We start from the raw sequence: 17453 nt of genomic DNA, 5'->3' as shown, positions 1-17453 counted from the left end.
CGCCAACCCGGCCCAGGCCTCCTACTGGATCACCACCGAGGCCCTCGCCGACTGGATCGCCACCCGCGGCTACGCCGCCTGATCCAGACACCACCCAACGACAAGGGCCGGCCCCGAACGGGGCCGGCCCTTGTCGTCGTCTCCGTACCCGGCACGCGGCGCGGTCCGGCCGCCCAGGCGGCAGCGAAATGCCTGACCAGCAGCAGACCTCAGCAAAGCCGCAGCCGCGCGGCTCTGTCGTACCGGTCCCGTCAGCCGCCGGAGTCGGCCAGCTCGGCGCCCTCGGGCACGGTGTCGTCGTCGCGGCTGGCGAGCCAGCCGTCGGGAAGGAAGACCTTGCCGGGCGAGTTGGTGCGCCCGCGCGGCTGGCCGAGCGTGGCGACCGGGAAGGGCTCGGCCGGGTCGAGCTTGCCGAGCAGGTCGTCGAGCTGGGCCAGGCTCTCGATCATCGCCAGCTCGCGGCGCAGCTCGCTGCCCACCGGGAAGCCCTTGAGGTACCAGGCGACGTGCTTGCGGAAGTCGGTGCAGCCGTCCCGTTCGCCCCGCGCGGGGTTGCGCGCGCCGGCGGTGAACTGGTCGACCAGCAACTCGGCGTGGCGGCGCATGGTCTGCGCGACCTCACCCAGGCTGGGCAGCCGACGCTCGGGACTTCCGTTGAACGCGGCCTCCAGGTCGGCGAAGAGCCACGGGCGACCCAGGCAGCCGCGGCCGATCACCACCCCGTCGACGCCGGTGTGCGCCACCATCCGCAGCGCGTCGTCGGCCTCCCAGATGTCGCCGTTGCCGAGCACCGGCACGTCGAGCGCCTGCTTGAGCGTGGCGATGGCGTCCCAGTCGGCGGTGCCCGAGTAGCGCTGCGCCGCCGTACGACCGTGCAGGGCGACCGCCGCCACACCGGCGTCCTGCGCGGCGAGGCCCGCCTCGACGTACGTCAGGTGGTCGTCGTCGATGCCCTTGCGCATCTTGACCGTGACCGGCACCCCGACGGGCGACGCGGCGTCCACCGCGGCCCTGACCAGGCGGGCGAAGAGCCGGCGCCGCCACGGCAGCGCGGATCCGCCGCCCTTGCGGGTGACCTTGGGCACGGGGCAGCCGAAGTTGAGGTCGATGTGGTCGGCGAGGTCCTTCTCGACCACGATCCGCACGGCGGCTGCGGTGATCTCGGGGTCGGTGCCGTAGAGCTGGAGGCTGCGGGGGCGCTCGTCCTCGCCGAAGGCGATCATGCGCAGCGTCTTCGGGTTCCGCTCCACCAGCGCGATGGTGGTGATCATCTCGCAGACGTAGATGCCGCCGCCCTGTTCCCGGCAGAGTTGCCGGAAGCCGACGTTGGTGATGCCCGCCATCGGGGCGAGCACCACCGGCGGCCACACCTGGTGCCGCCCGAGGGTCAGCGGGCGCGGTGCGGGAACGGTCGGCGCGGTCACCGCACAAGTGTACGGGGCCCCGACCGGCGCTCTTCCGCGCCGACCGGGGCCCCGCCCCGTGGCTCAGCAGCCGGGGAGGCGCTCGATCAGGTAGCGCTCGACCTGGTCCAGGGAGATGCGCTCCTGGGCCATGGTGTCCCGGTTCCGCACGGTCACCGCGTTGTCGTCCAGGGTGTCGAAGTCGACCGTCACGCAGAACGGCGTGCCGATCTCGTCCTGACGACGGTAGCGGCGGCCGATCGCCTGCGAGTCGTCGAACTCCACCACCCAGCGCTTGCGCAGGTCCGCGGCGAGGCCCTTCGCCTTGGGCGAGAGCGCCTCGTTGCGCGACAGCGGCAGCACCGCCACCTTGACCGGGGCCAGCCGCGGGTCGAAGCGCATCACCGTGCGCTTGTCCACGCCGCCCTTGGTGTTCGGCGCCTCGTCCTCGTCGTACGCCTCGAGCAGGAAGGCCAGCACCGCCCGGGTGAGGCCGGCGGCCGGCTCGATGACGTACGGCACCCAGCGCTCCTGCTTCGTCTGGTCGAAGTAGGACAGGTCGACGCCGGAGTGCTTGCTGTGCGTGGACAGGTCGAAGTCGGTGCGGTTGGCGATGCCCTCCAGCTCCGCGAACTCCGTGCCGCCGAACTGGAAGCGGTACTCGATGTCGACGGTGCGCTTCGAGTAGTGGGAGAGCTTCTCCTTGGGGTGCTCGTAGAAGCGCAGGTTGTCCTCCGACAGGCCCAGGTCGAGGTACCAGTTCCAGCGCTCCTGGAGCCAGTACTCGTGCCACTGCTCGTCGGAGCCCGGCTCGACGAAGAACTCCATCTCCATCTGCTCGAACTCGCGGGTGCGGAAGATGAAGTTGCCCGGGGTGATCTCGTTGCGGAACGACTTGCCGGTCTGCGCGATGCCGAACGGCGGCTTCTTGCGGGCGACGGTCTCGACGTTCTTGTAGTTGACGAAGATGCCCTGGGCGGTCTCGGGCCGCAGGTAGTGCATGCCCTCCTCGCTCTCCACCGGGCCGAGGAAGGTCTTCATCAGGCCGTTGAACATCTTCGGCTCGGTGAAGGTGCCCTTGTTGCCGCAGTTCGGGCAGTTCAGCTCGGTCAGCGAGGCCGGCGGCTTGCCGTGCTTGGCCTCGTACGCCTCCTCGAGGTGGTCGGCCCGGAACCGCTTGTGGCAGGACTGGCACTCGGTCAGCGGGTCGACGAAGGCGTCGAGGTGGCCGGAGGCGGCCCAGACGTCCCGGGCCAGGATGACGGCGGAGTCGAGGCCGACCACGTCGTCGCGCTGCTGGACCATGGTCTTCCACCACTGCCGGCGGACGTTCTCCTTCAGCTCCACGCCGAGCGGACCGTAGTCCCACGCCGACCGGGTGCCTCCGTAGATCTCGCTGGAGGGGAAGACGAAGCCTCGGCGCTTGGCGAGGCTGACGACGGCGTCGATACGGTCGGCTGGCATGTTTTTCCTCCTACGCCGACTGGCGGTCGGCGGGGACGCGGCAGAAAAGGACGGACGGGCGGTTCTGGACAACGGTACGACCAGCACCAGCCCGAGCCCAGCAGAATACCGGGGGCGGGTCAGTTGACCCCGCACACCTCCATGCCGCCGGTCTGCCGGTCCTGCCCCAGGACGACCTCCTGCCGGTCCTGCCGGCCGCCGGTGTAGGTCACGTCCACCGGCACGGTCAGCGTGGTGGCGTCCACGTCGCCCACCCGGAAGGCGGCGATCTGCGGCTCGGCGGCGACCCGGCGCTCGAACTCCCGCCGCGACTCGCGCCGCTGCGCGTCGTCGCAGAGCTGGTCGTACGCGGCACCGTACTTCCGCTCGACCAGCGCCTGGTAGTAGTCGGTGGAGACGGTGCGCCCCTGCTCCCGCACGGCCTGCACCCCGGTCACCGCCAGGCCCACCACGGCCGCGCCGCCGCCACCGCAGCAGAGCAGCACGGCGAGCGCCCCGGCGCCCAGCCCGAGCCAGAGCCGGGTGTTGCGCCCCTCGGTGGGCGGCGCCGCGAACGGCGGGGCCACCCCGGGGCCGGGCGGCGGGGCGGGCACGCCCGGATCCGCCGGCGGGCCGGGCACGACGGGCGGCTGCGCCCCCTCCTGGCCGGGCAGCGAAGAGTACGGCGGCGGTGCCGCCGATCCGGGAGCGGTCATGAGAGCAATCTAGTGCCCGCAGACTCAGCGGTACGGACCAGCGGCCCGATCGCTGGCCGCCACGACCACGTCCCCGCCCGGCGCCGCGGTGGCGAGCGCCTCGTACGCGGACGGCTCGTCGACCGACTCGGCGAGCAGCGGCACCGCCGTGACCTTGACGTCGAAGCCGCCGAGGGCACGCCGGTAGGTGCCGACGGACTCCCACTCGGTGACCAGGCACCAGTGGCGCGGGTCGTCCAGCGCCCGGACGAGCTTCCCGCGCAGGTAACCGGGACGGGCCGCGAGCGCGGCGAGGGCGGCGTGCGCCCGCTCGGTGAAGTCGTCGGCGACATCGACGTCCACCACGAACCGGTTCGTCACCAGCACGGGTTCCTCCTCGTAGAGTCTGTGGGATGCAGCGTACGCAGAGCCCCCTGCCGGCCCGGTTGGCGCGGGCGAACCCGACGACGGTGTTCCTGGTCACCCTGGTGCTGGCGCTGGTCGCGTTCTTCACCCCCGGGGTGGTGGGCGGGCTGCTCACCCTGCTGCTCGCCGCGGCCGTCGCCGCGCTGCTGGTCACCACCTGGTCGGTGCAGACGGCGCCGACCCGGGTGATCCGGCTGGTGGTGCTCACCCTCCTGGTCACCGCGGGCCTGGCAAAGCTGCTCTGACATGCAAGCATGCGTTTTTGACAATCATTGTCGTTGTCGCGGAGAGTTCGTGTCATGAACATCCGCTCCGCCCCGCGCACCCTGGCCGCCGCCACCACCGCCCTGCTCGCCCTCGGTGGCGTCGCGGCCTGCTCCGACGACGGCGCGGCCGGCACCGACCCGCAGCGGGTCGACGTGGTGGCCGCCTTCTACCCGCTGCAATTCGTCGCCGAACGGATCGGCGGCGACGCGGTGAAGGTGACCAACCTGGCCAAGCCCGGCGCCGAGCCGCACGACCTGGAGCTCAACCCGGGGCAGGTCGGCGACGTCAGCCAGGCGGAGCTGGTCGTCTACCTGAAGGGCTTCCAGCCGAACGTGGACGAGGCCGTCGAGCAGAACGCCGGGGAGCGCGCGTTCGACGTGGCGACCGTGCAGCCGCTGCGCGACGCCGCGGCCGACGGGCACGACCACGAGCACGAGGGTGAGGGTGAGGCCGGCGCGACCGGGGAGCCTCACGCCGAGGAGGAGGGCGGCGGCAAGGACCCGCACCTCTGGCTCGACCCGACCCGCCTGGCCACCGTCGGCGACAGGCTCGCCGAGCGGCTCGGCAAGGCCGACCCGGAGCACGCCGCCGACTACACCGCGCGGGCCGGGGCGCTGCGCGCCGAGCTGGAGAAGCTGGACGGCGAGTTCACGGCCGGGCTGAAGACCTGCCAGCGGCGGGAGATCGTGGTCAGCCACACCGCGTTCGGCTACCTGACCGAGCGCTACCAGTTGGAGCAGATCGGCATCACCGGGCTGAGCCCGGAGAACGAGCCGTCCCCGCAGCGCCTCGCCGAGGTGATCGAGGAGGCCCAGAAGCACAAGGCCACGACGATCTTCTTCGAGACGCTGGTGAGCCCGAAGGTGGCCCAGACCATCGCCGACCAGGTCGGCGCGAAGACCGCGGTACTGGACCCGCTGGAAGGGCTGTCGACCGACGGCGGCGACTACCTTTCGGTGATGCGCACCAACCTGCAGACCCTCAGGACGGCGTTGAGCTGCTCGTGACATCCCCAGTCATCACCGTGACGCACGGGGTGGTCGGCTACGACGGCCGCCCCGTGCTGCGTGACGTCTCGCTGACCGTGACCGCCGGCGAGGTGGTCGCGGTGCTCGGCGCCAACGGCTCCGGCAAGTCCACCCTGATCCGCGCCGTGCTCGGCCTGGTGCCGCTCAGCTCCGGGTCGGTCACCCTCTTCGACCGCCCGTTGCGCCGGTTCCGGCAGTGGCACCGCGTCGGGTACGTCCCGCAGCGCCTCGGCGCCGGCGGCGGCGTACCGGCCACCGTCCGCGAGGTGGTGGCCTCCGGCCGGCTGGCCCGCCGGGGCGTCCTGCGCCCGCCCGGGCGCGCGGACCGGGCCGCCGTCGACGCGGCGCTGGCGGCGGTCGGGCTCGCCGACCGGGCCCGCGACCCGGTCGCCACGCTCTCCGGCGGGCAGCAGCAGCGCACCCTGATCGCCCGGGCGCTGGCCGGCCAGCCGGAGCTGCTCGTCCTCGACGAGCCGACCGCCGGGGTGGACGCGGCCAGCCAGGAGGCGTTCGCCGGGGCGCTGCACGACTTCGTGGGCGGCGGCGGCACCGTGCTGCTGGTGGCCCACGAGCTCGGGCCGCTGCGGCCGCTGATCAGCCGGGCGGTCGTCGTACACCAGGGTGGCATCTGTCACGACGGCGCGGTGCCCGAACCCGCCGGCCACCACGCGGAGCCCGACCACGACCACGTGCACCCGCACGGTCCCGACGAGCCCGCCGGGCTGTGGAGCAGCTGAGATGGAACTCTTCCAGTACCCCTACATGCAGCGCGCCCTGGTCGGCGCGCTGATCATCGGCCTGGCCGCCCCGGCGCTCGGCATCTATCTGGTGCAGCGGCGGCTCGCGCTGATCGGCGACGGGGTAGGGCACGTGGCGCTCACCGGCGTCGGCGCGGGCCTGCTGCTCAACCGGTCCCCCGTGCTGGTCGCGGTGGTCGTGGCGACCGTCGGCGCGATCACCATCGAGGTGGTCCGCTCGCGCGGGCGCACCTCCGGCGACCTGGCGTTGGCCCTGCTCTTCTACGGCGGCATAGCCGGCGGCGTGATGCTGGTGGGGCTCTCCGACAGCACCAGCTCCAGCCTCAACTCCTACCTCTTCGGATCGCTGAGCACCATCCCCACGGGCGACCTGGTCACCATCGCGGTGCTCGGCGGCGCGATCCTGGTCACCATGCTGGGGCTGCGTCCCGCGCTCTTCGCGGTCTGCCACGACGAGGAGTACGCGCGGGTCTCCGGGCTGCCGGTGCGCACGCTCAACCTGCTGCTCGCGGTGGCGACCGCGGTCACCGTGACGATCGCCATGCGGGCGGTCGGCGTGCTGCTGATCAGCGCGCTGATGGTCGTGCCGGTGGCCACGGCGCAGCAGGTCACGCGCGGGTTCCGCAGCACGATGGCGGCGGCCATGACGCTCGGCCTCTTCGCCGCCGGTTCCGGGGTCTGGGTCGCCGCCAACGCCGACACCGCTCCCGGCGCGTCGGTGGTGCTGATGGCGATCGCCTCGTTCGCGGTCGTCGCGATGCTCGGCGCGGGCTGGCGGGCGGTGCGCCGGCGGCGCGTGCCGGCCGCCGCCCCGGCCCCCGAGCCGCACGAGGTCGTGCTCCACTGATCCTGCTCAGCGGCGTGCCGGTGGGATTGGTTACCGTTACGGGGTGACCGGTGGATCAGGCTACGACGCCTTCGAGGGAGCCAGCGAGCTGCTGCGTGCCCTGTCGGCGCCGATCCGGCTGGCCATCGTCAGCGAGCTCGCCGAGGGCGAACGCTGCGTGCACGAGCTGGTGGACAAGCTCGGCGCCGCGCAGCCGCTGGTCTCCCAGCACCTGCGGGTGCTGCGGGGCGCCGGCGTGGTGCGCGGCTCGCGGCGGGGGCGCGAGATCGCGTACGCCCTGGTCGACGAGCACGTCGCGCACATCGTGGCCGACGCGGTCAGCCACGCCGGGGAGGGGTCATGACGAGTTCGGCGGTCCGCAACACCCGGCAGCGCTCGGCGGTCAGCGCGCTGCTCGCCGAGGTGGAGGGCTTCCACAGCGCGCAGGAACTGCACGCGATGCTGCGCGAGCGCGGCGAGCGGGTCGGGCTGACCACGGTCTACCGCACCCTCCAGGGGCTCGCCGACGCGGGCGAGATCGACGTGATGCGCCCGCCGGGCGGCGAGCACCTCTACCGCCGGTGCAGCGAGGGGCACCACCACCACCTGGTCTGCCGCGGCTGCGGCCGCACCGTGGAGGTGGCCGGGCCGGCGGTGGAGAGCTGGGCGGAGCGGGTGGCGGCGCAGCACGGCTACGCCGACGTCAGCCACACCCTGGAGATCTTCGGCACCTGCCCGGCCTGCGCCGGCTGACCGTGCCCGGCGCCGGCCCGCCCCTCGCGACCGGTGCCAAGGACGGCGGGGCGTGGCACGCTGTCCGGCGTGAAGATCTACGCCGATCGCTTCCCGACCGCCGTCCGACAGTTGATCACCGACCTGCTCGTCGTCGCCTGGGTGTACGGCGCGGTCCGCGGCGCGCTGTGGCTGCACGACCTCGTCCAGAAGCTCGCCGTACCCGGGCAGAAGCTGGAGGGGGCCGGCGGCGGCCTGGCCGACAACCTGGCCGAGGCGGGCGGCAAGGTCGGCCGGGTGCCGCTGGTGGGCGACGAGCTGACCGCGCCGTTCGAACGGGCCGCCGGAGCCGCCCGGTCGCTGGCCGAGGCCGGACGGGACCAGCAGGAGCTGGTGGACCAGCTCGCCCTCGCGCTGGCCGTCGCCGTGCTGGTCTTCCCGCTCGGCCTGGTGCTCTTCGGCTGGCTGCCGCTGCGGGTGCGCTGGATGCGCCGGGCCGCCTCGGCGGCCAGGCTGGCCGCCGAGCCCGCCGGCCGGGACCTGCTCGCCCTGCGGGCGTTGGCCACCCAGCCGCTCGGGCGGCTGACCCGGATCGCGCCCGACGTGGCCGAGGCGTGGCGACGCGGCGACGACGCCACCGTCGACGCGCTCGCCGCACTGGAGCTGCGCCAACTCGGCCTGCGAGCCGGCCGCTAAGGTCGTCGGGTGTTCTACTTCCTGGTCGTCATCGCCATCCTGCTGCTCGGCTACGCCGCCGTCCTGGTCAACTTCGTCCGCAAGGGCCGCAAGATCCCGCCGGCGGCGTACCTGGGGCTGGCCGCGCTCAACGGGCTGATCCTCGCGGCGATCCTGGCCTGGGCCGTCGCCCGCTGACCCGCCGGCCGCCGGGCCGGTCGGACACCGGCCCGGCACGCTGGCGGGCCGGTGTCACGCCGAGGGCGGGATGCGGCGGCGGACGTCGGGGGCGGCGGAGGGGCCGGGCGACCAGCGCGCCACCCAGGGCAGGTCGTCAGCCGGGGTGACCACCCCCTCCTCCAGGCCGGCGTAGCGCCCGGCCAGGATCCGCTTCGCGGCGGCCGTGTCGACCGAGTCGGTGTTGTCCCACAGGGCGGTGAAGAGCGCGTCGACCCGGACCCGGGCCTGCCGGCAGAACAGGTCGGCCAGCTCGACGTTCTCCGGCCGGGTGTCCCGCTCGGCGTAGGCGCGCACGCAGACCGCGGACATCGCGAACAGCTCCGCGCCGATGTCCACCACCCGGCCGAGGAACGCCTGCTTGCGCTCCATCTTCCCCTGCCACCGGGACATCGCGTAGAACGTCGACCGGGCCAGCTTGCGCGAGGCGCGCTCGACCTGCCGCAGGTGGCCGGCGAGCGGGCCGAACTCGCCGTACGCCGACGGGCGCTGGCCCTTGCCGACGGCCAGGGTGGGCAGCCACTTCGCGTAGAAGACGCCGGCCCGCGCGCCGGCCTTCGCCTTGCGGCCGAGCCCGGCGTCCGGGTCGATGATGTCGCCGGCGACGGAGAGGTGCGCGTCGACCGCCTCCCGGGCGATCAGCAGGTGCATGATCTCGGTCGAGCCCTCGAAGATCCGGTTGATCCGCAGGTCGCGCAGCAGCTGCTCGACCGCGGCCGGGCGCTCGCCCCGCGCCGCCAGCGAGTCGGCCGTCTCGTAGCCGCGACCGCCCCGGATCTGGATCAGCTCGTCGGCGATCCTCCAGGCCATCTCGCTGGCGTAGAGCTTGACCAGCGCCGCCTCGATCCGGATGTCGTTGCGGTCGTCGTCGGCCAGCAGGCAGCACAGGTCGAGCATGGTCTCCATGCCGTACGTCGTCGCGGCGATGAAGGAGAGCTTCTGGGCCACCGCCTCGTGCTCGCCGACGGGCCGGCCCCACTGCACCCGGTCGGCGGCCCACTCCCGGGCCACGTTCAACGCCCACTTGCCGGCGCCGACGCACATGGCCGGCAGCGACAGCCGCCCGGTGTTCAGGGTGGTCAGCGCGATCTTCAGGCCCTTGCCCTCGCCGCCGATGACGTTCTCCTTCGGCACGAAGACGTCGTGGAAGCGGGTGAGGCTGTTCTCCAGGCCGCGCAGGCCGACGAAGGCGTTGCGCCGCTCGACCGTGATGCCCTCGGCGTCGCCCTCGACGACGAAGGCGGTGATCCCGCCACGCCGCCCCTCGGCGGCGGGGACCCGGGCCATCACCACGAGCAGGGTGGCGATGGTGCCGTTGGTGGCCCAGAGCTTCACCCCGTTGAGCCGGTAGCCGGTGCCGTCGGGGGTCGGCTCGGCGGTGGTGGCCAGCCGGGCCGGGTCGGAGCCGACGTCCGGCTCGGTGAGCAGGAACGCGGACACCTCGCCGGCGGCGAGGCGGGGCAGGAAGCGCTGCTTCTGCTCGGCGGTGCCGAACATCTTCAGCGGCTGCGGCACCCCGATGGACTGGTGCGCCGACAGCAGCGCGCCGATCGCCGGGCTGACCGAGCCGGCCAGCATGAGCGCGCGGCAGTAGTGCAGGTTGCTGAGCCCGAGCCCGCCGTACGACCGGTCGACCTTCATGCCGAACGCGCCGAGCCGGGCCAGGCCGTGGAACACGTCGTCCGGGATGGACGCGTCCCGTTCGATGGCCGCCCCGTCCACCTCGGAGGTGAGGAACTCGCGGAACCGGCCGAGGAAGTCGTCGGCCCGGGCGACGTCCGCCTCGTCCGGGCGCGGCCAGGGGTCGATCAGGTCGAGTCGGAGGCGGCCGAGGAAGAGTTCCTTGCCGAAGCTGGGTCGGTCCCACGAGGACTCGCGGGCCGCCTCGGCGACCTGGCGGGCCTCCTTCTCGGAGACCTGTCCCGCCTCCTTCGGCAGCGGCCCGGCCGCGCCGGCCGTCGGCCTGCCCCCGGCGGCGACCGTCGCGGCCTGCCCGGCGCCGGCCGCCGCGCCCTCATGCGGTGCGGGCCGGTCGACGGCGGCCGTCGGCACGCCTTCGGTGTCCTTCGCGGGCTGGTCGGCGCCGGATCCGTCCGGCGTGGGTCGGCTGTTCTGCGTCGTGGTCACGGCTGCCCCCTCGAACCTCGGTCCGGCTGCGTCGACGTGCTCGACAAACAGCACGCTACCCCCGGGTGTTACCCAGGGGTAGCGTTCGGTAAAGATCGAGTTTCGTCGACCCGGGTCAGTCGCCGGGTAGGTGCCGCGGGTCGTCGTCCTCGTCGTCGATGTCGTCCTCGCCCCAGTTGCGCCGGGCGAACGGCAGGAACACCCAGAAGGTGAGGAACCAGATCGCCGTGGCGCTGCTGAGCAGCAGGGCGACGCCCCGGTCCAGCACGAAGTCGGTGATCAGCAGCACCGCGCTGACCATCGAGATCAGCATGAAGGCGAGGCCGGCGCTGGCCATCCGGTGGGCGAACCGGACCAGCTCCGGCTTGCGGCCCTGCCGGAACAGCGCGCGGTGGAACGCCACCGGGGAAATGATCATCGCGGTCGCGGCGGCGGCCGCGAGCAACGAGACGATGTAGACGTCCTTCTGGAAACCACTCGTCCTGGTGAACCCGTTGCTGAACGGCAGGGTCAGCAGGAAGGCGAAGAGGATCTGCACGCCGGTCTGCGCGACCCGCAGCTCCTGCAACAGGTCGGCGAAGTTGCGCTGCCAGCGCTGCCGCTCGGTTTCCTTGGACACGGGCTACCTCCGGTCAGACGGTACTGCCGACGGGGTGCGCCCGTCGGCAGCAACGCTGATGCCCCACCGACGGAGCCGCGAAACCGGCTCACGTCGCCCGCGCGGGCTGGACGAGCGGGCCGCCCGGGAGTGCCCGGCGGACGCCGGCCCGCTCCGCTCAGGAGCCGCGGCGGATCCGGCCGGCGTACCGGGCCTCCAGGGCGTTGTTGTGCTCGTCGCCGCCGGCGATGTTGGCCGACAGGTAGACCGGAGGCCGCTGCCCCGCGGCGAGCAGCCGGGCCACCACCTCGACCGTGATCTGCTGCGCCAGCAGCGCCGCGGTGATCGACGAGACCGCGCCGACCGCGCCGCCGCCGGGCAGCGGCAGCGTCGCGTCGCCGTACGGGGCGCCGTTGTCGAGCACCACGTCGGCGACGTCGGCGAGCTTGCGCCCCGACGGGTGGCGCGAGGTCATCCGCCCGGAGTGCTGCGCCGAGGTGATCGCGACCAGCCCGTGCCCCTTCTCCTTCACCAGGGACGCGAACTCCACCATCGCGCCGTTGACGCCGGAGTTGGAGGCCAGCACGAAGACGTCCCCGGGGCTGACGGGGGCCAGCTCGTAGAGGCGGTGCGCCACCGACGGATCGCGTTCGAGCAGCGGCCCGAGCACGTCGGCCGGCGCGCCGCCGACCAGCACCAGGTCCCGCAGGGCGATCCGGTTGGTGGGCACCAGCCCGCCGGCCCGGCCCGCGATCTCCATCGCCAGCGCCTCCGAGTGGCCGGTGCCGAACGCGTGGACCACCCCGTCGGCACGCACCGCGTCGGCGATCAGGTCGGCGGCCCGCCCCACCGCCTCGCGCTGGCTCGTGGCCACCCGCTGCATCGTCTCGGTCACCACGGCCAGGTAGTCCTCGGCACTCACCGTCATGTCTCTCCTCCGTCCATGTCGTACGTCCGTCGGGACCGCCCGGCCACCCGGCGGGGCGAGGCCGCACCGGTCAGGCCGGGCCCCGCACCCGGGCCAGGATCGCCTCGGCCAGCGGGGCGGGCGCCTCGTCGGGGATCCAGTGGCTCACCCCGGGCAGCTCGACGAAGCGGTAGTCGGCGCTCACGTGGCCGGCGCACGCCTCGGCCACGGTCCGGCCGATCGCGATGTCGCGGTCGCTCCACACGAAGGTGGTCGGCACCGGCACCGGCCCGGTGGCCGCCATGTCCCGCCGGGACATCGCCCGGTACCAGTTCAGCGCCGCCGTCAGCGTGCCGGGTTCGCGCATCGGGTCCGCGTACGCGGCCACCCGCTCGTCGTCGCCGACCCCGTGCAGCATCCGGCGCAGCCCGGTCGCGCCCAGCGCCAGCAGCGCCTTCTCCGCCCTGCCCGGCTTGCGGAACAGCACGATGTACGCCGAGCGCGCCTTCTGCCCCGGGTCCTCGGCCAGCGCGTGCGCCATCGCGGCGGGGTGCGGCACGGAGACCGCGGTCAGCGTCCGGACCCGCTCCGGGTGGCGGGCGGCCAGGTCCCAGGCCACCACCGCGCCCCAGTCGTGCCCCACGAGGTGCGCCGCGTCGACGCCCAGCGCGTCCAGCACGGCCACCGCGTCGGCCACCAGCTCCGGCATCCGGTACGCCTCGACCGCCTCGGGCCGCGCGCCCGGCGAGTAACCGCGCTGGTCCGGCGCGTACGTGCGCAGGCCGGCGGCGTGCAGCGGCGGGACGACGTCGTCCCACTCCCCGCCGTGCTGGGGAAAGCCGTGCAGCAGCAGGACGGGCGCGCCACCCTCGGGACCGCCGACGCGTACGTCGAACGTGAGCCCGCGCGCCTCGATCCGCATGATCGCCAGCCTACCCAGGGCGGGCGGGGTCACTCGTACGGGCGTTTGGGGGTGGGCACCTGCCGCCAGGACTCCACGTCGAGGTAGGGGATCTCGGCGTCGTTGACCGGGTCCCGGGCGATCCGGTCGCTGTAGCGGCCGGTCACCTCGATCCAGGTGTCGTCGGCGAGCCCTTCGGGGGCGGCGCCGGTCAGGCCCAGCTTGACCGGCCGCCCGTCGGCCGCGCAGCAGGAGAGCACCATCCGGGCCAGGAGCGAACGGCCGTCGGGGCCGGTGGTGACGAAACCGGTCAGCCGGACCCGGCGCCCGCCGAGCGACGCGCCCCGGTCGAACAGCGCCCGCGAGGCGTAGTCGAGCACGCTGACCTGCGCCGGATCGCCGTCGGGCAGGGGCGGGTAGTCGGACGGCTGTTGCCGGGCGGAGAGCGCGGTGCCGGCCTGCCCGGCCGCGTACGAGCCGAGGGCGGGCGGGGCGACCAGGAGCAGACCCAGCGCCGGCAGGATCAGCAGCCAGCCGATCCGCGGCTCGGGGTGGCCGTGCCCGTGGTCGGCGGCCTCGTCCCGGCCGGCGCGCTCGTGCTCCCCGTCGGCGTGGTCGTGCTCCCCGTCGGCGTGGTCGTGGTTTCCGCCGGCGGTCGGGGGCGCGGCGGCGCGCCGGAGGGCGGGACGCAGCTCGTACCAGAGGGTCATGACCGCGGCGACGACCAGCAGCAGGCCCGCGGCGACCAGGAAGGGGCGCAGCCCCTCCTTGACGTAGCGCAGGTAGAGGTCGGTGAGGCTGGCCCGGACCACGGCGCCCCCGAGCAGCAGCAGGACGACGGCCTGCGCCTGCCGGTTCACACCAGCACCGCCCCGGTCGCGGCGGCGACCGCGACGGCCACCGCGAAGGTGGCCGGGGCGAACCGCAGCGCGAACCGACGGCCGAAGACGCCGGTCTGCATCGCGATGAGCTTGAGGTCGACCATCGGCCCCACCACCAGGAAGACCAGTCGGGCGGTCAGCGAGAACTGCGACAGCGAGGCGGCCACGAAGGCGTCGGCCTCCGAGCAGAGGGAGAGCAGCACCGCGAGCACGGCCAGCGCGAGCACCGAGAGCACCGGGTCCTCGGCGAGTGTCTGCAACCAGCGCTCGGGCACGACGACGTTGATGGTGGCGGCGGCCGCCGCGCCGACCACCAGGAACCCGCCGGCGTGGGTGACGTCGTGCCGGACCGCCGCCCAGAACGCCCGCCCGCGCGGGCCGTCGTCCAGCTCCGGCCGGCGCGGCAGCCGAATCCAGTCGGCCCGGCCGAGGCGCAGCCACAGCCACCCCATCACCATCGCGACGACCAGGCTCGCGACGCCGCGGCCGAGGACCATCTCCGGGGCGTCGGGGAAGGCCACCGCGGTGGCGGTGAGCACGATCGGGTTGATGGCCGGGGCGGCGAGCAGGAAGGCCAGCGCGGCGGCCGGGGTGACCCCGCGCCGGATCAGCGACCCGGCGATCGGCACGGACCCGCACTCGCAGCCGGGCAGCACCACGCCGGCCGCGCTCGCCACGGGCACCGCGAGCGCGGGGTGCCGGGGCAGCGCCCGGGCCCAGAACGACCGGGGCACGAAGACCGCGATCACGGCGGAGAGGACCACCCCGAAGACCAGGAACGGCACCGCCTGCACCATGACCGAGACGAAGACGGTGGTCCAGGTCTGCAGCCGGGGCGCGGACAGGGCCCCGGCGAGCGGCTCACGGAAGACGACCAGCAGGACCAGCAGGCCCGCGAGCACCTCGACCGACCCGACCCGCCAGGCGCTCCCGCCGCCGGCCGGCTCGTGCGGTGGTCCGCCCGGCGCGGCCACACCGACCGCCCCCGGGGTGCGCCCATCCGGCACGGAGCGGTCAACCTCGGATGTCACGTGGTTTCCTCCGCCGATTCCGCCAGTGGCCGCCCGAGAGTACCGGCCGGAACCGACGAGATCGAGCGAACGCGCGGGTGACCAGCGGAAAGATCACTTTGCCCGATGATCTTCAAAGGTGTTAGCGTCGGCGCGACAACTTCACATCCGACAGGGGAGCGCACAGCGCTGAGAGTGCGGGCACCGCCCGCAGACCCTCGAACCTGATCTGGGTAATGCCAGCGCAGGGAGTTCGGTCGACCTCCAGCCGCGCCGCCGTCCGGCCACACCGGGCGCGGCGTGCGTCTTCTCCTGGTTCGCGTTCAGGACTGGGAGCAATCATGCGAGACAACACGACCACCCGGTGGCGCACACTCGACGTCGTCATCGCCGCGGTGATCGCGGTGGCGTTCGGCGTCATCTTCTGGGCCTGGGGCCTGCTGTGGCGGGCCGTCGACCCGGCGTTCGCCTTCTTCCCGGCCGGCCAGGCGATCATGTACGGCGTATGGCTGGTCCCGGCCGTGCTCGGCGGCCTGGTGATCCGCAAGCCCGGCGCGGCGCTCTTCTGCGAGGCGGTGGCGGCGACGGTCTCCGCGCTGCTCGGCTCGGAGTGGGGCGGCATCACCATCGTCCAGGGCCTCATCCAGGGGCTCGGCGCCGAGGTGGCCTTCGCCGCGTTCCGGTACCGCTCGTTCCGGCTGCCCACCGCGCTGCTCGCCGGTGCGCTGACCGGCCTCGGCGCGGCGCTGTTCGACTTCTTCGTGTGGAACGTCGACTACGCGCTCGGCAGCTACCGGGTCCCGTACGCCCTGCTCACCGTCGTCAGCGCCGCCGCCGTCGCCGGCGCCGGCGGCTGGGCCCTCACCCGCGCCCTGGCGGGCACCGGCGTCCTGGACCGCTTCCCCGCCGGCCGCGAACGCGCCGCCGTCTGACCCGCACCACCGGAATCGGAGTTGATCATGAGGTGGACGGCGACGTGGATCTCCGTGGGTGCCGCCAACCTCATGGTCGACGCCCGCGCGTGGGCCGGAAGGGGGACGGCGTGGGGGCGGTGACGCTGCGGGGGTTCGGGTGGCGGCACGCCGGGCGTCGGGCGTGGGCCGTGCGCGGGGTGGACCTGCGCGTCGAGGCGGGCGAGCGGGTGCTGCTGCTCGGGCCGTCGGGCGCCGGCAAGAGCACCCTGCTCGCCGCGCTGGCCGGGCTGCTGCCCGAGGACTCGGGCGAACAGGAGGGCACCGTCGAGATCGACGGGCTCGACCCCCGAAAGGGCCGGGAACGGGTCGGCATCGTCTTCCAGGACCCGGAGACCCAGCTCGTGATGGCCCGCAGCGGCGACGACGTGGCGTTCGGGCTGGAGAACCGGGGGGTCCCCGCCGAGGAGATCTGGCCCCGCGTCGACGAGGCGCTGGCCCGGGTCGGCTTCCCGTACCACCGGGACCGGCCCACCGCGGCCCTCTCCGGCGGCGAGCAGCAACGCCTCGCCCTGGCCGGGGTGCTGGCCCTGCGGCCCGGGCTGCTGCTGCTCGACGAGCCGACCGCCAACCTGGACCCGACCGGCGCCGCGCTGGTCCGCGCGGCGGTGGCCGGCGCGCTGGACGCCGACACCACCCTGATCCTGGTCGAGCACCGGGTCGCCGAGGCGATGCCGCTGGTCGACCGGGTGGTCGTGCTCGAACCGGGCGGCGGCGTCCGCGCGGACGGCACGCCGCAGGCCGTCTTCGGCGCCCACGGCGACGCGCTCGCCGCCGCGGGCGTCTGGGTGCCCGGCCGGCCCGTGCCGCCCCGCCACGCCACCGCGCCGGCCGGCGACCTGCTGCTCACCGCCGACCGGCTCGGCCTGCCGCCCCGGCTGGCCGCCGTCGACCTGGCGGTACGCGCCGGCGAGGCGCTCGCCGTGCTCGGCCCGAACGGAGCGGGAAAGTCGACCCTCGCGCTGCTGCTCGGCGGGCTGCTCAAGCCGGGAGCCGGCCGGGTCGTGGCGACGGCGGCGCTGGCCGGCTCCGACGCCCGCACTCCCCCGCACCGCTGGCGCGCCCCGGCGCTGGCCCGGCGGATCGGCTCGGTCTTCCAGGACCCGGAGCACCAGTTCGTCGCCACCACCGTCTTCGACGAGCTGGCCCTCGGCCCGCGCCGCACCGGCCAGCCCGAGGCGGCGGTCCGGTCCACCGTGGACGACCTGCTGTCCCGGCTGCGGTTGACGAAGCTCGCCGCGGCCAACCCGTACACCCTGTCCGGTGGGGAGGCGCGGCGGCTGAGCGTGGCGACGGCCCTGGCCACCGCGCCCCGCCTGCTCGTCTGCGACGAACCCACCTTCGGCCAGGACCGGCGGACCTGGCTGGAACTGGTGGACCTCTTCGCCGAGCTGCGCGACGCCGGGCACGGCCTGGTCGCCGTCACCCACGACCCGGAGTTCGTGGCCGCTCTGGCCGACCGGCGCGTCACCCTGGAGCGGCCGTGACCAGCTCGCACAACGCGCCGGCTGCGCACCCGCGGCGTCGCCGGACCATGACCGGTCCGGCGCCGGCCGCCCGCCCCGCCC

20 protein-coding genes, 1 pseudogene and 1 riboswitch are annotated in these 17453 nt (G+C 74.1%); of the genes and pseudogenes, 11 read left to right on the top strand and 10 right to left on the bottom strand.

All coding sequences use genetic code 11. From position 1 onward, the window contains the following. Positions 1-82, top strand: a pseudogene (locus tag ABZ793_RS22935) (phytochelatin synthase); the annotation flags it as partial. Between the two features lie 169 nt (positions 83-251). Here ABZ793_RS22935 and dusB read toward each other — a convergent pair. The 4 genes from dusB to ABZ793_RS22915 all read right to left on the bottom strand — a co-directional run bounded on the left by dusB (position 252) and on the right by ABZ793_RS22915 (position 3928). Then, complete coding sequence (gene dusB / locus ABZ793_RS22930; protein WP_357460504.1) at positions 252-1424, bottom strand: tRNA dihydrouridine synthase DusB; 1173 nt, start codon at positions 1422-1424, stop codon at positions 252-254. A 63-nt stretch (positions 1425-1487) separates the two neighbouring features. Then, positions 1488-2867 (bottom strand): glycine--tRNA ligase, encoded by a 1380-nt coding sequence (locus tag ABZ793_RS22925; protein WP_350710736.1) that lies wholly within the window; start codon positions 2865-2867, stop codon positions 1488-1490. A gap of 119 nt (positions 2868-2986) precedes the next feature. Then, positions 2987-3460: a hypothetical protein gene (locus ABZ793_RS22920; RefSeq protein WP_350710893.1), complete on the bottom strand. Its 474-nt coding sequence runs from the start codon at positions 3458-3460 to the stop codon at positions 2987-2989. A 126-nt stretch (positions 3461-3586) separates the two neighbouring features. After that, the gene (locus ABZ793_RS22915) at positions 3587-3928 is read right to left on the bottom strand and encodes an antibiotic biosynthesis monooxygenase (RefSeq protein ID WP_357460501.1); all 342 of its coding nucleotides are present in this window, start codon (positions 3926-3928) and stop codon (positions 3587-3589) included. A 26-nt stretch (positions 3929-3954) separates the two neighbouring features. On the opposite strand from ABZ793_RS22915, the gene ABZ793_RS22910 reads away from it, so the two are divergent. From ABZ793_RS22910 to ABZ793_RS22875, 8 genes are all read left to right on the top strand, one after another. Then, positions 3955-4212: a hypothetical protein gene (locus ABZ793_RS22910; RefSeq protein WP_357460498.1), complete on the top strand. Its 258-nt coding sequence runs from the start codon at positions 3955-3957 to the stop codon at positions 4210-4212. 54 nt (positions 4213-4266) lie between these two features. Beyond that, positions 4267-5241, top strand: a complete 975-nt coding sequence (locus tag ABZ793_RS22905) for a metal ABC transporter substrate-binding protein (protein ID WP_357460495.1) — start codon at positions 4267-4269, stop codon at positions 5239-5241. After that, positions 5238-5999, top strand: coding sequence for a metal ABC transporter ATP-binding protein (locus ABZ793_RS22900; protein ID WP_357460492.1), 762 nt, complete (start codon positions 5238-5240; stop codon positions 5997-5999). The genes ABZ793_RS22905 and ABZ793_RS22900 overlap by 4 nt, the downstream gene beginning before the upstream one ends. 1 nt (position 6000) lies before the next feature. Further along, complete coding sequence (locus tag ABZ793_RS22895; protein WP_357460489.1) at positions 6001-6867, top strand: metal ABC transporter permease; 867 nt, start codon at positions 6001-6003, stop codon at positions 6865-6867. A 43-nt stretch (positions 6868-6910) separates the two neighbouring features. Continuing rightward, on the top strand, positions 6911-7210 hold the full coding sequence (locus ABZ793_RS22890; RefSeq protein ID WP_091104136.1) for a metalloregulator ArsR/SmtB family transcription factor: 300 nt from the start codon (positions 6911-6913) through the stop codon (positions 7208-7210). Then, positions 7207-7599 carry a Fur family transcriptional regulator gene (locus ABZ793_RS22885; protein ID WP_357460486.1) on the top strand — a complete coding sequence of 131 codons (393 nt, stop codon included), beginning with the start codon at positions 7207-7209 and terminating at the stop codon, positions 7597-7599. The genes ABZ793_RS22890 and ABZ793_RS22885 overlap by 4 nt, the downstream gene beginning before the upstream one ends. 69 nt (positions 7600-7668) lie before the next feature. Beyond that, the gene (locus ABZ793_RS22880; RefSeq protein ID WP_357460483.1) at positions 7669-8274 is read left to right on the top strand and encodes a hypothetical protein; all 606 of its coding nucleotides are present in this window, start codon (positions 7669-7671) and stop codon (positions 8272-8274) included. A 9-nt stretch (positions 8275-8283) separates the two neighbouring features. Further along, on the top strand, positions 8284-8451 hold the full coding sequence (locus tag ABZ793_RS22875; protein WP_357460480.1) for a hypothetical protein: 168 nt from the start codon (positions 8284-8286) through the stop codon (positions 8449-8451). A 54-nt stretch (positions 8452-8505) separates the two neighbouring features. On the opposite strand, the gene ABZ793_RS22870 is transcribed toward ABZ793_RS22875, so the two are convergent. The 6 genes from ABZ793_RS22870 to ABZ793_RS22845 all read right to left on the bottom strand — a co-directional run bounded on the left by ABZ793_RS22870 (position 8506) and on the right by ABZ793_RS22845 (position 14878). Continuing rightward, complete coding sequence (locus ABZ793_RS22870; protein WP_357460524.1) at positions 8506-10428, bottom strand: acyl-CoA dehydrogenase family protein; 1923 nt, start codon at positions 10426-10428, stop codon at positions 8506-8508. A 304-nt stretch (positions 10429-10732) separates the two neighbouring features. Then, complete coding sequence (locus ABZ793_RS22865) at positions 10733-11236, bottom strand: DUF6328 family protein (RefSeq protein WP_357460477.1); 504 nt, start codon at positions 11234-11236, stop codon at positions 10733-10735. Between the two features lie 157 nt (positions 11237-11393). Next, positions 11394-12143 (bottom strand): SIS domain-containing protein, encoded by a 750-nt coding sequence (locus ABZ793_RS22860; protein WP_357460474.1) that lies wholly within the window; start codon positions 12141-12143, stop codon positions 11394-11396. Between the two features lie 70 nt (positions 12144-12213). Further along, a complete protein-coding gene (locus tag ABZ793_RS22855; RefSeq protein ID WP_357460470.1) occupies positions 12214-13044 on the bottom strand; it encodes an alpha/beta fold hydrolase in 831 nt (276 codons plus the stop codon). A gap of 29 nt (positions 13045-13073) precedes the next feature. Then, positions 13074-13883 (bottom strand): TIGR03943 family protein, encoded by an 810-nt coding sequence (locus ABZ793_RS22850; protein WP_357460467.1) that lies wholly within the window; start codon positions 13881-13883, stop codon positions 13074-13076. Further along, positions 13880-14878: a permease gene (locus ABZ793_RS22845; protein WP_357460521.1), complete on the bottom strand. Its 999-nt coding sequence runs from the start codon at positions 14876-14878 to the stop codon at positions 13880-13882. The genes ABZ793_RS22850 and ABZ793_RS22845 overlap by 4 nt, the downstream gene beginning before the upstream one ends. A gap of 199 nt (positions 14879-15077) precedes the next feature. Further along, a riboswitch (TPP riboswitch) is annotated at positions 15078-15183 on the top strand. A 72-nt stretch (positions 15184-15255) separates the two neighbouring features. Here ABZ793_RS22845 and ABZ793_RS22840 point away from each other — a divergent pair. Continuing rightward, positions 15256-15846 carry an ECF transporter S component gene (locus ABZ793_RS22840; protein ID WP_350710764.1) on the top strand — a complete coding sequence of 197 codons (591 nt, stop codon included), beginning with the start codon at positions 15256-15258 and terminating at the stop codon, positions 15844-15846. Positions 15847-15956: 110 nt separating this feature from the next. Continuing rightward, a complete protein-coding gene (locus ABZ793_RS22835; RefSeq protein WP_357460464.1) occupies positions 15957-17372 on the top strand; it encodes an ABC transporter ATP-binding protein in 1416 nt (471 codons plus the stop codon). The last annotated feature ends 81 nt before the right edge of the window (positions 17373-17453 follow it).

It is taken from the genome of Micromonospora sp. NPDC047465 (genome assembly GCF_040643125.1).
Classification (GTDB): Bacteria; Actinomycetota; Actinomycetes; order Mycobacteriales; family Micromonosporaceae; genus Micromonospora.
Note: the sequence above shows the minus strand (reverse complement) of the source record. Positions and strands in the feature narration are given on the sequence as shown.

What these genes read in the sequence shown, in the direction of transcription:
- ABZ793_RS22910 (WP_357460498.1), top strand. Translation starts at nt 3,955, where the DNA reads ATGCAGCGTACGCAGAGCCCCCTGCCGGCCCGGTTGGCGCGGGCGAAC.
- ABZ793_RS22840 (WP_350710764.1), top strand. Translation starts at nt 15,256, where the DNA reads ATGCGAGACAACACGACCACCCGGTGGCGCACACTCGACGTCGTCATC.
- ABZ793_RS22925 (WP_350710736.1), bottom strand. Translation starts at nt 2,867, where the DNA reads ATGCCAGCCGACCGTATCGACGCCGTCGTCAGCCTCGCCAAGCGCCGA.
- ABZ793_RS22860 (WP_357460474.1), bottom strand. Translation starts at nt 12,143, where the DNA reads ATGACGGTGAGTGCCGAGGACTACCTGGCCGTGGTGACCGAGACGATG.
- ABZ793_RS22895 (WP_357460489.1), top strand. Translation starts at nt 6,001, where the DNA reads ATGGAACTCTTCCAGTACCCCTACATGCAGCGCGCCCTGGTCGGCGCG.
- ABZ793_RS22905 (WP_357460495.1), top strand. Translation starts at nt 4,267, where the DNA reads ATGAACATCCGCTCCGCCCCGCGCACCCTGGCCGCCGCCACCACCGCC.
- ABZ793_RS22855 (WP_357460470.1), bottom strand. Translation starts at nt 13,044, where the DNA reads ATGCGGATCGAGGCGCGCGGGCTCACGTTCGACGTACGCGTCGGCGGT.
- ABZ793_RS22885 (WP_357460486.1), top strand. Translation starts at nt 7,207, where the DNA reads ATGACGAGTTCGGCGGTCCGCAACACCCGGCAGCGCTCGGCGGTCAGC.